Origin of the sequence: Janibacter hoylei PVAS-1, from assembly GCF_000297495.1 — a bacterium.
GTDB lineage: Bacteria > Actinomycetota > Actinomycetes > Actinomycetales > Dermatophilaceae > Janibacter > Janibacter hoylei.
This window is the reverse complement of record NZ_ALWX01000001.1, coordinates 1-13,992: the sequence shown is the minus strand read 5'-3', so window position 1 is coordinate 13,992 and position 13,992 is coordinate 1. Positions and strand designations below refer to the sequence as shown.

The 13,992-nt window shown below is 71.8% G+C and carries 12 protein-coding genes and 3 pseudogenes; 10 read left to right on the top strand and 5 right to left on the bottom strand.

The window, feature by feature from the left end; genetic code table 11:
• The first annotated feature begins 14 nt into the window (after nucleotides 1–14).
• Together dapC and B277_RS00065 are read left to right on the top strand one after the other, a co-directional pair.
• Nucleotides 15–1,167: pseudogene (gene dapC / locus B277_RS00070) on the top strand (succinyldiaminopimelate transaminase).
• A 141-nt stretch (nucleotides 1,168–1,308) separates the two neighbouring features.
• Nucleotides 1,309–2,592 (top strand): citrate synthase, encoded by a 1,284-nt coding sequence (locus tag B277_RS00065; protein ID WP_007923765.1) that lies wholly within the window; start codon nucleotides 1,309–1,311, stop codon nucleotides 2,590–2,592.
• Nucleotides 2,593–2,667: 75 nt separating this feature from the next.
• On the opposite strand, the gene B277_RS18085 is transcribed toward B277_RS00065, so the two are convergent.
• Nucleotides 2,668–3,543, bottom strand: a complete 876-nt coding sequence (locus tag B277_RS18085; protein WP_007923764.1) for a hypothetical protein — start codon at nucleotides 3,541–3,543, stop codon at nucleotides 2,668–2,670.
• 2 nt (nucleotides 3,544–3,545) lie between these two features.
• A pseudogene (dapD, locus tag B277_RS00055) lies at nucleotides 3,546–4,479 on the bottom strand (2,3,4,5-tetrahydropyridine-2,6-dicarboxylate N-succinyltransferase).
• 208 nt (nucleotides 4,480–4,687) lie between these two features.
• Between dapD and dapE the strand changes: the two are divergent.
• The 5 genes from dapE to B277_RS00035 all read left to right on the top strand — a co-directional run bounded on the left by dapE (nucleotide 4,688) and on the right by B277_RS00035 (nucleotide 9,003).
• Nucleotides 4,688–5,764: a succinyl-diaminopimelate desuccinylase gene (gene dapE / locus B277_RS00050; RefSeq protein WP_007923762.1), complete on the top strand. Its 1,077-nt coding sequence runs from the start codon at nucleotides 4,688–4,690 to the stop codon at nucleotides 5,762–5,764.
• A 9-nt stretch (nucleotides 5,765–5,773) separates the two neighbouring features.
• A complete protein-coding gene (locus tag B277_RS00045) occupies nucleotides 5,774–6,556 on the top strand; it encodes an LOG family protein (RefSeq protein WP_007923761.1) in 783 nt (260 codons plus the stop codon).
• Between the two features lie 288 nt (nucleotides 6,557–6,844).
• Nucleotides 6,845–8,164, top strand: coding sequence for a hypothetical protein (locus B277_RS00040; protein ID WP_007923759.1), 1,320 nt, complete (start codon nucleotides 6,845–6,847; stop codon nucleotides 8,162–8,164).
• 138 nt (nucleotides 8,165–8,302) lie between these two features.
• Entirely contained in the window at nucleotides 8,303–8,479 is a 177-nt protein-coding gene (locus tag B277_RS16315; RefSeq protein ID WP_007923758.1) for a DUF3117 domain-containing protein, read from the top strand.
• Between the two features lie 263 nt (nucleotides 8,480–8,742).
• Nucleotides 8,743–9,003: a hypothetical protein gene (locus B277_RS00035; protein WP_007923757.1), complete on the top strand. Its 261-nt coding sequence runs from the start codon at nucleotides 8,743–8,745 to the stop codon at nucleotides 9,001–9,003.
• Nucleotide 9,004: 1 nt separating this feature from the next.
• Here the strand turns inward: B277_RS00035 and B277_RS00030 are convergent, their stop codons facing one another.
• Nucleotides 9,005–9,637, bottom strand: coding sequence for an O-methyltransferase (locus tag B277_RS00030; protein WP_007923756.1), 633 nt, complete (start codon nucleotides 9,635–9,637; stop codon nucleotides 9,005–9,007).
• Between the two features lie 56 nt (nucleotides 9,638–9,693).
• Between B277_RS00030 and sigE the strand changes: the two genes are divergently transcribed.
• Genes sigE through B277_RS00015 form a run of 3 tightly spaced genes read left to right on the top strand, consistent with a single transcriptional unit; the run spans nucleotide 9,694 to nucleotide 12,073 of the window.
• Nucleotides 9,694–10,332, top strand: coding sequence for an RNA polymerase sigma factor SigE (gene sigE, locus B277_RS00025; RefSeq protein WP_051987766.1), 639 nt, complete (start codon nucleotides 9,694–9,696; stop codon nucleotides 10,330–10,332).
• 34 nt (nucleotides 10,333–10,366) lie between these two features.
• Nucleotides 10,367–11,689 (top strand): S1C family serine protease, encoded by a 1,323-nt coding sequence (locus tag B277_RS00020; protein WP_007923754.1) that lies wholly within the window; start codon nucleotides 10,367–10,369, stop codon nucleotides 11,687–11,689.
• A 3-nt stretch (nucleotides 11,690–11,692) separates the two neighbouring features.
• A complete protein-coding gene (locus tag B277_RS00015; protein WP_007923753.1) occupies nucleotides 11,693–12,073 on the top strand; it encodes a twin-arginine translocase TatA/TatE family subunit in 381 nt (126 codons plus the stop codon).
• 96 nt (nucleotides 12,074–12,169) lie between these two features.
• On the opposite strand, the gene B277_RS00010 is transcribed toward B277_RS00015, so the two are convergent.
• Both B277_RS00010 and B277_RS00005 read right to left on the bottom strand, forming a co-directional pair.
• Nucleotides 12,170–13,315, bottom strand: a complete 1,146-nt coding sequence (locus B277_RS00010) for an Mrp/NBP35 family ATP-binding protein (protein ID WP_040880410.1) — start codon at nucleotides 13,313–13,315, stop codon at nucleotides 12,170–12,172.
• Nucleotides 13,316–13,421: 106 nt separating this feature from the next.
• Nucleotides 13,422–13,883 (bottom strand): annotated as a pseudogene (locus B277_RS00005) (DUF1003 domain-containing protein); the annotation flags it as partial.
• Nucleotides 13,884–13,992: the final 109 nt, after the last annotated feature.

Genomic DNA, 13,992 nt, shown 5'->3' with positions numbered 1-13,992 from the left:
ACGGGCCACCCGTGATCTCCTCCCTGCCCGACTTCCCCTGGGACTCGCTCGCTCCGGCCAAGGAGCGGGCGAGAGCCTTTTCGTCCGACGACCCGGCGCAGGGCGAGGGCATCGTCGACCTGTCGGTCGGCACCCCGGTCGACCCCACGCCCGAGGTGGTCCAGCAGGCGCTGCGCGACGCCGCGGACGCCCCCCGGCTACCCGCAGACCTGGGGCACCGCGGACCTGCGCGAGGCGATCGGACAGTGGTTCGAGCGACGGCGCGGCGCCCCGGGCGTCGACCCCGACGGCGTCCTGCCGACGGTGGGGTCCAAGGAGCTCGTCGCGTGGCTGCCGGCCCTGCTCGGCCTGGGGGCCGGCGACGTCGTCGCCTTCCCCCGCATCGCCTACCCGACCTACGACGTGGGGACACGGATCGCCGGGGCCACCCCCTTCGCCGCCGATGCCACGACGGCCTTCGGCCCGACGACCGCGGCCACCGCTCCGAAGCTGCTGTGGCTCAACACCCCGAGCAACCCGACGGGCAAGGTGCTCGGTGTCGAGCACCTGGCCAAGGTCGTCGCGTGGGCCCGCGAGCGCGGCGTCGTCGTCGCCTCCGACGAGTGCTACGCCGAGCTCGACTGGCGCGACCAGAGCGACCGCGGCGGGGACGCGGCCCTGCCGACGACCCCTTCGCTCCTCGACCCGCGGGTGACGGGCGGCTCCCACGAGGGCCTGCTCGTCGTCTACTCGACGTCGAAGCAGTCCAACCTCGCCGGCTACCGCGCGGCCTTCGCCGCAGGCGACCCGACACTCGTGCGCTCCCTGCTCGAGGTGCGCAAGCACGCGGGCATGATCGTGCCCTGGCCGGTCCAGCGGGCTCTGCTCACCGCCGTGAGCGATGACGAGCACGTCGCCGTGCAGCGCGAGCGATACCGGGCGCGACGGGCCGCGCTGCGCCCTGCGCTCGAGCGGTGGGGGCTGCGGATCGACGACTCCGAGGCCGGCCTCTACCTGTGGGCGACCGCGGGGGAGCCCTCGCGCGTGACCGTCGACCGGCTCGCCGACCTGGGCATCCTCGTCGCGCCCGGGGACTTCTACGGCGTGGCCGGCGAGCAGCACGTGCGGGTCGCGCTCTCGGCGACCGACGAGCGCATCGCCGCCGCCGTCGCTCGCCTCGACGGCTGAGCCGTCGCGCGGCGCGCAGGTCCGGCCGCACGGGGCACCCCGCGTGGTGACCCACACCACCGCTGAGGTAGTTTCGTCAGTGAAACGCATGCCCGGGGCCACCGCCTCCGCGGCACGGCACGATCGAAGGGTAGATACTTCATGACCGCTGACGCCACCTTCTCCGCCGCAGGCAAGGACCTGACCTTCCCGCTCGTCGAGGCCAGCGAGGGCAACCACGGCTACGACATCTCCTCGCTCATGAAGGAGACCGGCAACACGACGCTCGACGTGGGCTTCGTCAACACCGCGTCGTGCAAGAGCGACATCACGTACATCGACGGTGACGCGGGGATCCTGCGCTACCGCGGCTACCCGATCGAGCAGCTGGCGAGCAAGTCCTCCTTCGTCGAGGTCGCCTACCTGCTCATCTACGGGGAGCTGCCGACGGCCGACCAGCTGGGTGACTTCGAGGAGCGCATCTCGCGCCACACGATGCTCCACGAGGACCTCAAGGCCTTCTTCAACGGCTTCCCGCGGGACGCGCACCCGATGCCCGTGCTGTCCTCGGCCGTCTCGGCGCTGGGCACCTTCTACCAGGACAGCCTCGACCCCTTCGACCCGGAGCACGTCGAGATCTCGACGATCCGTCTCCTGGCGAAGCTGCCGACGATCGCCGCCTACGCGCACAAGAAGAGCGTCGGCCAGCCCTTCCTGTACCCGGACAACTCGCTGAGCCTGACCGAAAACTTCCTCCGGATGACCTTCGGTTTCCCGGCCGAGCCCTACGAGCTCGACCCGGAGATCGTCGCGGCGCTCGACCAGCTCTTCATCCTGCACGCCGACCACGAGCAGAACTGCTCGACCTCGACGGTGCGCCTCGTCGGCTCGGCCCACGCCAACCTCTTCAACTCCGTCTCCGCCGGCATCCACGCCCTCTCCGGCCCGCTGCACGGTGGCGCCAACCAGGCCGTGCTCGAGATGCTCCAGCAGATCCAGGCCGCCGACCACGGCGCCGAGACCTTCATGAAGAAGGTGAAGAACAAGGAGGACGGTGTCCGCCTCATGGGCTTCGGGCACCGCGTCTACAAGAGCTACGACCCGCGCGCGGCGATCGTCAAGGAGACTGCGCACTCCGTGCTCGAGAAGATGGGCGGCGACGAGCAGCTCGAGATCGCCATGAAGCTCGAGGAGATCGCCCTCGCGGACGACTACTTCGTCGAGCGAAAGCTCTACCCCAACGTCGACTTCTACACCGGTCTGATCTACACGGCCATGGGCTTCCAGCCGAAGATGTTCACCGTGCTCTTCGCGATCGGCCGTCTCCCCGGCTGGATCGCCCAGTGGCGCGAGATGATCGAGGACCCGGCCACCAAGATCGGCCGCCCGCGCCAGATCTACACCGGCCCCACCGAGCGCGACTACGTCGCCATCGACGGTCGCTGATGTCGACGACGTGACGTCGGCCCCCTTCGCTCTCGGGCGGAGGGGGCCGACGCGTGTCCGGCGAAGGGGGTGGGCTCAGCCCTCGTGGAGCGTGATGACCACGTGGGTGGCAGGCGCCGCGTCGGCGGAGCCCCACTCCATCGCGGAGTCGCCGGAGTCGCGGGTCCACACCCGGTCGCCGACCTGCACGCTGGTGATGTTGCGGGCCTTGGCCTGGGCGACGGCCCAGGCGCCGACGGCCCAGCCGTGCCGCTCGTCGGTGGCCTCGACGGTGACGCTCTGCCCGTCGGCGGTGGCCGTCTGCCCGGTCTGCTCCGTGATGGCGGCGACGAGCCGGTCGGGGCGGCCAGCGGCCTCGGGGCCGTCGAGGCGGCAGACGCGAGACCGCCCGGGGAGTGGCCGCTCAGCCGCCGAGGCGATGGTCCGCCCCTCCTGCTCGTGGTCGGCGTAGGCCTCGGGGTAGCCGCTGCGCTGGACCTCCTGGGCGATCTCCGTGATGACCATGTCCTGCCAGCCGTCGACCTTGACGAGGGCGTCGTAGAAGGCGTTGGTGGCGTAGACGGGGTCCTGGAGCTGCGTCTCGTTGCCCCAGCCCTGGCTGGGGCGCTGCTGGAAGAGGCCGACGGAGTCGCGGTCGCCGTAGGAGAGGTTGCGCAGCTTCGACTCCTGGATCGCCGTGGCGATGGCGATCGTGCCGGCGCGGGCGGGCAGACCACGCTTGACCCCGAGGAGCACGATGGTGCTCGCGTGGTTCATCTGGTCGGGTCGGAAGCTGACGCTCTGCTCGAGCGCGGTCGCCCGGCACTCCTCACCGAGGAAGAGACCGACGCGGTCGCGGGCGTACCAGAGGCCGATGCCCCCGACGAGGGCGAGCGCGCACAGGGCGGCGATGGCGGTCAGCCACCGGGGCCCGCCCTCGTCGTCCAGCGGCGGGTGCTCGGCTCTGGGCACGGTCAGTCGTTGGCGTGCAAGGCGTCGTTGAGCGCGATGCCGTGGCCCGTGCGGTCGCGGGCCTCGACCGTGCCCGTGACGGAGTTGCGGACGAAGAGCAGGCCGCTGCGGCCGGAGAGCTCGGCGGCCTTGACGACGGCGCCATCGGGCAGCGTGACCTTGGTGCCGGCGGTGACGTAGAGGCCGGCCTCGACGACGCAGTCGTCGCCCAGGGCGATGCCCACACCGGCCTCGGCGCCGACGAGGCAGCGCTCGCCGATGGCGACGCGCTCGGTGCCGCCGCCGGAGAGGGTGCCCATCGTCGAGGCGCCCCCGCCGATGTCGGAGCCGTCGCCGACGACGACGCCCTGGCTGATGCGACCCTCGACCATCGAGGTGCCGAGGGTGCCGGCGTTGAAGTTGACGAAGCCCTCGTGCATGACGGTCGTGCCGGAGGCGAGGTGGGCGCCGAGGCGGACGCGGTCGGCGTCGCCGATGCGCACGCCGGAGGGGGTGACGTAATCGGTGAGCCGGGGGAACTTGTCGATGCTCGTCACCTGGACCGGGCCGCGGGCGCGCAGCCGGGCGCGAGTGGTCTCGAAGCCATCGACCGCGCACGGGCCGTGGTTGGTCCACACGACATTGCTCAGCTGGCCGAAGAGGCCGTCGAGGTTGATCGTGTTGGGCTGGACGAGGCGGTGGGAGAGCAGGTGGAGGCGCAGGTAGGCGTCGGAGGCGCCCTCGGGGGCCGCGTCGAGGTCGATGGCGACGGTGACGACCTCGGTGCGCACGCCGCGGGCGGCGTCCTCGCCGGCGAGCGCCACGAGCTCCTCGGGGGACCTGTGTGGCCTCGGGGGCCTCGCCGAGCGCCGGCTCGGGGTACCAAGTGTCGAGGACGGTGCCCTCTGTCGTCACGGTGGCCACGCCGTGGCCCCAGGCTGCGCGCGTCGTCGTCATGGCCCAGATCCTACGAAACGGCCGCCTGCGCCGACCAACCCGTGATCCCCCGCCCCGCATTTCCCTAGGGAAATGTCATCTGGGGTGGTGATTTCCCTGAGGGAATGGCGGTGGGGGGTGGTGATTTCCCTGGGGAAATGCGGTGGGGAGCCGGGGGTACGTGCGAGGGGGGGAGAGGCGGGTGGGCGCAGCGCCTAGGGTTGGCTCCATGCCGAGCCTGGATCTCACCGCCGACGTCGTCACCCTCACCCAGCAGCTGTGCGACATCGAGTCGGTCAGCCACGAGGAGGGGCCGATCGCCGACGCGATCGAGGCCGCGCTGCGCCCCCTTCGTCATCTCGAGGTGATCCGGCGGGGCAACACGGTCATCGCCCGCACCGACCTCGCCCGCGACGAGCGGGTCGTGCTCGCCGGCCACATCGACACCGTGCCGCTGACGAGCGAGCCGGCCAACCTGCCGACCCGACGTGAGCAGGTCGGCGGGGTCGACGTGCTGTGGGGGCGCGGCACCGTCGACATGAAGGGCGGGGTCGCCGTCCAGCTCAAGGCCGCCCTCGTCGAGGAGCCGAGCCGCGACGTCACCTTCCTCTTCTACGAGGCCGAGGAGGTCGACGCCGTCTACAACGGTCTGCAGCTGCTCGCGGAGTCCGACCCCGAGCTGCTCGCCGCGGACTTCGCCGTGCTCCTCGAGCCGACCAACGCCACGGTCGAAGGGGGCTGCAAGGGCACGATGCGCGTCGAGGTGGTCACCAAGGGCATCGCCGCCCACTCGGCCCGCCCGTGGAACGGCCACAACGCCATCCACGACGCCCACGAGGTGCTCGCCGCCCTCGCGGCCCACGAGGAGCAGACCGTCACCGTCGACGGCCTCGAGTACCACGAGGCCCTCCAGGCGGTCGGCATCAGCGGCGGCATCGCCGGCAACGTCATCCCCGACAGCTGCAGCGTGCTCATCAACTACCGCTTCAGCCCGGACAAGGACACCGAAGCCGCCCTCGCCTATGTCCAGACCGTGCTGCCCGGCCGCGAGCTGCACCTGCGCGACGTCGCCGAAGGGGCCCGGCCGGGGCTCGACCTGCCGGCGGCGCAGGCCTTCGTCGCCGCCCTCGACGTGCCCGTCGGGCCCAAGGAGGGCTGGACCGACGTCGCCCGCTTCAGCGCGCTCGGCATCCCGGCCGTCAACTTCGGCCCGGGCGACCCCAACCTCGCCCACCACGACGAGGAGCGCTGCCCGGTCGAGCAGATCACCGCGGCGGAGGCCGCCGTGCTGCGCTGGCTCGCGTAGGGTCGCGACGTGACCGATCAGGGGAACCAGCCCGCCAGCGACCGGTGGTACCACAAGGGACCCGTGCTCATGCGCGGCCGTCAGGTGCCCAAGTCGACGACCGACCAGCGCCTGCTCGACGACAAGGGGCACGCCGACTGGTTGCACACCGACCCGTGGCGCGTCCTGCGCATCCAGGCCGAGTTCGTCGAGGGCTTCGGCGCGCTCGCCGAGCTCGGGCCCGCCGTGAGCATCTTCGGCAGCGCCCGCACCCCCGCCGACTCGCCCGGCTACGCCCAGGGCGTCGAGCTCGGTCGTCTCGTCGCCGAGGCCGGCTACGCCGTCATCACCGGTGGCGGCCCCGGCGCGATGGAGGCCGCCAACCGCGGTGCCCGCGAGGCCGGTGGCACGAGCGTGGGCCTGGGCATCGAGCTGCCCTTCGAGGCCGGGCTCAACCCCTACTGCGACCTCGGCATCAACTTCCGCTACTTCTTCGCCCGCAAGACGATGTTCGTCAAGTACAGCGAGGGCTTCGTCGTCCTGCCCGGTGGCTTCGGCACCCTCGACGAGGTCTTCGAGGCCGTGACCCTCGCCCAGACGGGCAAGGTGACGAGCTTCCCCATCGTGCTCATCGGCGTCGACTACTGGGCCGGTCTCATCGACTGGCTGCGGGGTTCGGTCCTCGGGGGCGGCATGATCAGCCCCGACGACATCGACCGGCTGTACGTCACCGACGACCTCACCGAGGCCGTCGAGTACGTCAAGCGTGAGTCGGCGCGGGTGCGCCCCGTGACCCCCGAGCAGCCGGAGTGACGCCATGGTGTGGATCCTCTTCGCCCTCGTCGCGGTCTTCGTCGTCGTCGTCCTCGTCGCCGTCGTCACCGGTCGCCTGACGCCCGACCCCATGGCCGAGCCCGTCGGGTCCACCCCCCACCACGGTCTGCCGGAAGGGGCGTGGGCTGCTGACGACATCGACCTGGTGCGCTTCGACACCGCGCTGCGGGGGGTACCGCATGGACCAGGTCGACGAGGTCCTCGACCGGCTGCAGCAACGCATCGCCGAGCTCGAGATGGATCGTCCCGGTCGCGGCGAGCGTCGTGATGACGACCCGGGCCTCGACTGACCCGACCACCGGCGAGGCCGGGGGGAGGCTCCCTTCGTCCTCGTGGTGGCGCACCTCCGCGGGCCGCTCCGCAGCCGGCCGGGCCGTCCTCGCCCGGCCGGTCCGCGCGCTGCTCGTCATCTACGCGATCAGCCGACTCGTCGCGCTGCTCGGCATCTGGGTGGCCGCGCACTACTACCAGTCACCGGCCGGCGTCGGGCACCTCGACCCGGGTCTGCCCGACATGTTTCGCCTGTGGGACACGGAGTGGTACCGGCGGATCGTCACCGAGGGCTACCCGATCCCGCTCCCCGCCGACCCCGAGACCGGGCAGATCACCTACAGCGCCTGGGCCTTCTTCCCGCTCTTCCCGGGACTCGTGCGCCTCCTCATGGTCACCGGTCTGCCCTTCACCGCCGCCGCGGTCCTGCTCAACCTCGCGCTCGGCGCGGCCGCGGTCGTCCTCGTCTGGAAGGTCCTGAGCTTCCCCGGCCACGCCGCGAGCCAGCCGGCCCGCGAGCGGCTCGCCTTCGTCGCGGCCGCGTTGTGGTGCTTCTACCCGGCCACCGGCGTCATGCTCCTGCCCTACACCGAGGCGCTCGCCGCGGTGCTCATCGCCGCCGCCCTCCTCATGCTCATGCGGGGGCGCTACCTGACCGTCGCCCTCATCGCGCTCCTCCTCGGCTTCACCCGCGGCGTCGCGGCCCCCCTCGGCCTCGCGGTCCTGGCGCACCTGTGGCTGCGCTGGCGCGACGACAGGGAGAGCGGCACCGCTCCCTTTGCCCACGACCGCACCCGCATCGTCCTCATGTGCTTGGCCACCGGCATCTCCGGCATCGCCTGGCCGATGACCGTGGGCTACCTCTCCGGGCTGCCCGATGCCTTCTTCCAGGTGCAGGCGGCGTGGGGCCAGCGCCCCGACCAGGGCCCCTTCGTCCTGTGGTTCAGCTGGGCGTGGGAGCAGCGCGGACTGCTCGCGGTCGTCGTCATGGTGGCGCTCGTCGCGACCTACCTCGCGCTCGTCATCGGCCGACACGGCTCGTGGATCCCGCTCGAGGTGCGCATGTGGGCCCTCATGTACCCGCTCTACCTCTTCGCCGTCGTCCGCCCGATCACGAGCATGTGGCGCTTCCTGCTCCTCGACTTCCCGCTCGCGGCTCTCGTGGCGTCCGTCGTCATGCGCACCTCGACCGGAGGTCGCGTCGTGCGGCACTGGCGGCGGCGCGCGGCGGTCGTCGTGCTCGTGCTGGTGTTCGGTGTCTTCGCGTGGTCGTGCGGTCTCCTGCCGTACGTGCCGTGGCACGTCACGCCTCCGTGACCGGTCGCCGAGCAGGTCGCGCTCGGCAGGGATTAGGACCGTGACGACGAAGAGGTGGATAATGGGGGCAACGCGTCGGCGCCTCTGGCGCCACCGACCGGTGACGGACCGGTCGGTCTGTAACGAAGGGAATCGCACATGGCGGCAATGAAGCCACGCACGGGGGATGGTCCGCTCGAGGTCGTCAAGGAGGGCCGGGGCATCGTCCTGCGCATGCCGCTCGAGGGCGGTGGCCGTCTCGTCGTCGAGATGAAGCCCGACGAGGTGCTCGCCCTCGGCGAGGCCATCGACAACTGCGAGGGCCTGCAGAAGTAACCCGCTCGAGAGCCCCCCGGACACGCTGCGTCCGGGGGCTCTCGCGTGCCCGGGCGGCGACCGGCCGGCGTGGCCGTTCGGATGATGACACGGGGTTCCCCGCCCGTGCGGGCACTCGTTACGGTGCCGGGACCATGCAGATCAGGACGGGACCGAGGGACGCTGGATGAACGCTGGATACGGGCTCGCCGTCCGATGGTCGCTGAGCGACGCCCCCCGACGACGTCGCGGAGCAGCTGCGCGAGTACGTCGTCGGGACCTCGATGGCCAACTTCATGTTCCTCGACGGTCTGGCCTTCAAGACCTGGCGCATGGTCGAGGGGGAGTGGTTCGAGGGCACCTACGTCTTCGACGCCGCCAAGGACCGCGACGACTTCTGCACCGAGTTCACGGCGACCGCGGCCGAGTCCGTCGGCAGCCGGATCATCGGGTCCGCCCCGACGGAGATCACCCCCTTCGAGGTCGTGGCGATCGCCGAGGGGCCGGCGCAGTTCCGCCGCGGCCCCGGGCCGGGCAGCGTCTGAGCTAGCGCTTCACCGCGGCGAGGAGCCCGTCGCCGACGGGCAGCAGGCTCGGGATGAGCCGCTCGTCGTCCCGCAGCTGCTTGCCCAGGTCGCGCAGCAGCACGGTCGTCGCGTCGCGCACCGCCGGGTCCGCCACCTTGTCGTGCCAGAGCATGTTGTCCATGGCCAGCACCCCGCCGGGGCGCAGCAGCCGGATCGCGTGCTCGACGTAGTCGGGGTAACCCTGCTTGTCGGCGTCGATGTGCACGAGGTCGTAGCTCGCGTCGTTCATCCGCGGCAGGACGTCGAGGGCCCGGCCGGTGATGACCCGGGTACGCTGCGCCGCGATGCCGGCGGAGGCGAAGGATCGCTTGGCCCGCAGCGCGTGCTCCGGCTCGATCTCGATCGAGGTGAGCACGCCGTCGGCGGGCATGCCGGCGAGCAGCCACAGGCCGGAGGTGCCCGCGCCGGTGCCGATCTCGATGACGTGCCGGGCCCCGACCGCGGCGGCCAGGAGGCGAAGGGCGGCGCCCCCGCCGGTCCCGATCGGCACCGCACCGAGCTCGGTCCCCGTGCGACGGGCGGCGTCGACGGACTCCTCCTCGGCGATGAACTGCTCGGCGTAGGCGTGGCTGGTGAGCTGGGCGGCGGTCATGGGAGTCCACCCTAGTCCGGCGGGCCCGTCCCAGACTTCCTTCAGGTTGGCCGAGGATGCTGCCGTGCGTGACCATTGAAGCCACCGTTCGCACCTCCGACGAGGAGCCATGGGTCCCGCCGACCTGGGCCGAGGTCGTCGAGCAGCACGGTGAGCGCGTCTACCGACTGGCCTACCGCCTGACCGGCGACGTCCACGACGCGGAGGACCTCACGCACGACGTCTTCGTGCGGGTCTTCCGCTCCCTCGACGGCTACACCCCCGGGACCTTCGAGGGGTGGCTCCACCGCATCACGACCAACCTCTTCCTCGACCGGGCCCGCCGCAAGCAGCGGCTGCGCTTCGACGCGCTGACCGACGAGTTCGCCGCCCTGCTGCACACCGGGACGGCCAGCCCGGAGCAGATCTACCTCGAGCACCACCTCGACGGCGACATCCAGCGGGCTCTCGACGCACTGCCCCCGCAGTTTCGCGCCGCCGTCGTCCTGTGCGACATCGAGGGCCTGACCTACGAAGAGGTCGCCGAGGCGCTCGACATCAAGTTAGGCACCGTCCGCTCCCGGATCCACCGCGGCCGCGCCCAGCTGCGCGAGAGCCTGAGCCACCGGGAGCCGGCCCCGTCGACGCGCACCGAGAGCCGCCGCCGGGGCGGGTCCGGCTTCCCGCTGGCCCGCCCGGTCACCGGCACCCTGTGACGCCGGCAGCCACCCGACAAGGCACAATCGGCCCATGAGCTCTCCGCACCCGGGCGACCAGCAGGGGCCTGAGCAGGGCCCCCCCGCGCCCACGCAGCCGCTGCCGCAGACCGGTGACTCGGCAGGTGGCGCTGCGCCCGCCGGCGGCTCGCCGTACATCCCCTTCGAGCACTACGAGCAGCAGCACGCTGCCGCCCCCTTCGCCCAGCAGCCGACCGCGGTCGGTGCCCCGCCGACGCAGCCGCCCACCCCGGCGGCGACCCGGCGCCGCGGGCCCGGCTGGCTCGGAGCGGGCGCGATGACCCTGACCGCTGCCCTCCTGGCCGGCGGCATCGGTGGCGTCGGTGGGGCGGCGCTCTCCGACGACGGTGGTGACGACGGCCCGACGATCGTCCAGCGCGACGGTGACACCACCCAGCGGCCCGACGGCTCGATCGCGTCGATCGCGGCCGACGCCGTGCCGAGCGTCGTCACGGTGCGCGTGCGCGGCGCCTCGGGCGCCGGCACCGGGTCCGGCTGGGTCTACGACGACAAGGGGCACGTCGTCACCAACGACCACGTCGTCGACGCCGCGGACGACGGGGGCAGCGTGAGCATCGAGCTGCCCGACGGCACCCGGCACGACGCCGAGGTCGTGGGCCAGGACTCCTCCTACGACCTGGCGGTGCTCAAGGTCGACTCCGACGACCTCGAGCCGCTGACGATCGGCTCGTCCGACGACGTCGTCGTCGGCGACGAGGTCGTCGCCGTGGGTTCCCCGCTCGGCCTCGGCTCGACCGTCACCGCCGGCATCGTCTCGGCGCTCGAGCGCCCGGTGACCGCGGGCGAGGCGGGCGACGAGTCCTTCATCTCCGCCATCCAGACCGATGCGGCGATCAACCCGGGCAACTCGGGTGGGCCGCTGCTCAACGGCGAGGGCCACGTCATCGGGGTCAACTCGGCGATCGCCCAGGTGCCGGGTCAGCAGCAGGCCGCGGGGTCGATCGGCGTCGGCTTCGCGATCCCCTCGGACGTCGTCGTCCGCACCGTCGACCAGCTCATCGCAACGGGCAAGGCCGAGCACCCGATGATCGGTGTCAGCCTCGACCGTCGCTGGACCAACGAGGGCGCCAAGGTCCTCGAGGACTCCGAGGCCGACTCCGGTGACGCGGTCGTGCCGGGTGGCCCCGCCGACGACGCGGGCGTCGAGCCCGGTGACGTCATCACCCAGCTCGACGGTCGCCGGGTCACCGACGTCGACCAGCTGATCACCCGCATCCGGGCCAAGGCCGTGGGGGATAAGGTCACCCTGACGGTCCGACGGGACGGCAAGGAGCAGGAGCTGACGATGACGCTCGAAGCGGCTAAGGAGAGCTGACCCATGCCGGTGCACGGGACCGAGTTCCTCGTCCTCATCCTGCTGGCATTCATCATCCTCGGCCCCAAGCAGCTGCCGGAGTACGCGGCCAAGCTCGCCCGCGTCGTCGTCAAGGCGCGACGGATGGCCAACGACGCCAAGGTCCAGCTCAAGGAGCAGATGGGCCCGGAGTACGAGGACCTCGACTGGCGTCAGTACGACCCGCGGCAGTACGACCCGCGGCGCATCGTCAAGCAGGCCCTGCTCGAGCCGCTCGACGACGCCTTCAGCCTCGACGACAAGCCGGCGGCGCGCACGGCCGGCGAGGCCGACGACGAGCACGTCGAGCCGCTCGCCCTGGCGAGCGTCCCCGAGGGCACGCCCTGGGACCGCGAGGCGACCTGAGCCCGTCCACCTCGGGCCAGACCCACGACGAAGGGGGCGAGGAGAGCGAAGCGAGCTCTCCTCGCCCCCTTCGCGGGCGTGCGGGGTGGTGCGCCGTCAGCGACCGGTGGGCGTCAGGCCGAGACTGCGGCCAGCGAGCCCGCGCGACCGGGTCGCGAGTCCGCGGGCGATGCCACGCAGGGCGACGGCGGCGGGGCCGTCGGGGTTGGACAGCACGGCCGGGGCGCCCTGGTCGGAGCCCTCGCGCAGGCTGACGTCGAGCGGGATCTGCCCGAGCAGCGGCACGTCGGCGCCGACGGTGCGGGTGAGGGAGTCGGCGACCGACTGTCCGCCTCCGGCGCCGAAGAGCTCCTGGCGGGAGCCGTCGGGCAGCTCGAGCCAGGACATGTTCTCGATGACTCCGACGAGACGCTGGTGGGTCTGCATGGCGATCGAGCCAGCCCGCTCGGCGACCTCCGCAGCGGCCTGCTGCGGGGTCGTCACGACGAGGATCTCGCTGTTGGGGATGAGCTGGGCGATGGAGATCGCGATGTCGCCGGTGCCGGGCGGCAGGTCGAGGAGCAGGACGTCGAGGTCGCCCCAGAAGACGTCACCGAGGAACTGCTGCAGCGCACGGTGCAGCATCGGGCCACGCCAGACGACGGGCTGGTTGCCGGGGACGAACATGCCGATCGAGATGACCTTCACGTCCGAGGCGATCGGCGGCAGGATCATGTCGTCGACCTGGGTCGGCGGGTGCGTCACGCCGAGCATCCGGGGGATCGAGAAGCCGTAGATGTCGGCATCGACGACGCCGACCTTGAGGCCCTCGGCGGCGAGGGCCGCGGCGAGGTTGGCGGTGATCGACGACTTGCCGACGCCGCCCTTGCCGGACGCGATGGCGTAGACGCGGGTCAGCGAGCCGGGCTTGGCGAAGGGGATCTCCTTCTCCGCCTGGCCGCCGCGCAGGTGCGTCTTGAGCTCGGCGCGCTGCTCGTCGTTCATGACGCCGAGGGTGACCTTGACGTCGGTGACGCCCTCGATGGCCGAGAGGGCCTTCGTCGTGTCGGTCGTCAGGGTGTCCTTCATCGGGCACCCGGCGACCGTGAGCAGGATGGTCGCGGTGGCGAGGCCGGCGGCGTCGACGGCAGCGGTCTCGACCATGCCGAGCTCGGTGATGGGGCGCCGGATCTCAGGGTCGATGACCGTGCTCAGCGCCTCGCGCAGCTGCTCATCGGTGATCGTGGGGTGCAAAGAAGCCATTGCCCCATCGTAGATCGCCGCGCGGAGTGGCCTGTGTCTCACCCTGCGCCGCACCCTGCCGGGAGGACCGGGAGCGTCCCTTCGAGATGGTCGCGGGACGACCTCCTCAGGGGGCGAGGGGCTTGCGCTCGGCGACGTCGTCGCCGCCCTCGTCCTCCTCGCGCCGGCGCACCTCGAGCCCCTTGACCTCCATCTCCTCGAGCAGGTCGCGCAGCTCGCTGCGGATGAAGTCGCGGGTCGCGGCGTCGCGCAGGGCGATGCGCAGGGCGGCGACCTCGCGGGTCAGGTACTCGGTGTCGGCGAGCGCCCGCTCGGCCTGCACGCGGTCCTGCTCCAGGGCCACGCGGTCACGGTCGTCCTGTCGGTTCTGCGCGAGGAGGATCAGCGGGGCGGCGTAGGAGGCCTGCAGCGACAGGATGAGCGTGAGCAGGGTGTAGTTGAGCGCCCGCGGGTCGAACTGCGCGGCCTCCGGGGCGAAGGTGTTCCACGCCAGCCACACGACGACGAAGACCGACATCCAGATGAGGAAGCGCGGCGTGCCCATGAAGCGCGCGAACTTCTCCGAGAGGACCGAGCCGAAGGTCCTCCGATCGAAAAGGTTCCGGAGGCCGGCGGATCAGCTGGCGCCGCACCCTCCGTGGGGGGTGTCGCGCGGCTCGTGGGTGCGACGCTCACTC

Excerpts from the sequence above, each read along its gene's own strand:
- B277_RS00015 (WP_007923753.1), top strand. The coding sequence starts at position 11,693 with ATGCCGGTGCACGGGACCGAGTTCCTCGTCCTCATCCTGCTGGCATTC.
- B277_RS16315 (WP_007923758.1), top strand. The coding sequence starts at position 8,303 with ATGGCGGCAATGAAGCCACGCACGGGGGATGGTCCGCTCGAGGTCGTC.
- B277_RS00010 (WP_040880410.1), bottom strand. The coding sequence starts at position 13,315 with ATGGCTTCTTTGCACCCCACGATCACCGATGAGCAGCTGCGCGAGGCG.
- dapE (WP_007923762.1), top strand. The coding sequence starts at position 4,688 with ATGCCGAGCCTGGATCTCACCGCCGACGTCGTCACCCTCACCCAGCAG.
- B277_RS00040 (WP_007923759.1), top strand. The coding sequence starts at position 6,845 with ATGACGACCCGGGCCTCGACTGACCCGACCACCGGCGAGGCCGGGGGG.
- B277_RS00065 (WP_007923765.1), top strand. The coding sequence starts at position 1,309 with ATGACCGCTGACGCCACCTTCTCCGCCGCAGGCAAGGACCTGACCTTC.
- B277_RS00020 (WP_007923754.1), top strand. The coding sequence starts at position 10,367 with ATGAGCTCTCCGCACCCGGGCGACCAGCAGGGGCCTGAGCAGGGCCCC.
- B277_RS00030 (WP_007923756.1), bottom strand. The coding sequence starts at position 9,637 with ATGACCGCCGCCCAGCTCACCAGCCACGCCTACGCCGAGCAGTTCATC.
- B277_RS00035 (WP_007923757.1), top strand. The coding sequence starts at position 8,743 with ATGGCCAACTTCATGTTCCTCGACGGTCTGGCCTTCAAGACCTGGCGC.
- sigE (WP_051987766.1), top strand. The coding sequence starts at position 9,694 with ATGCTGCCGTGCGTGACCATTGAAGCCACCGTTCGCACCTCCGACGAG.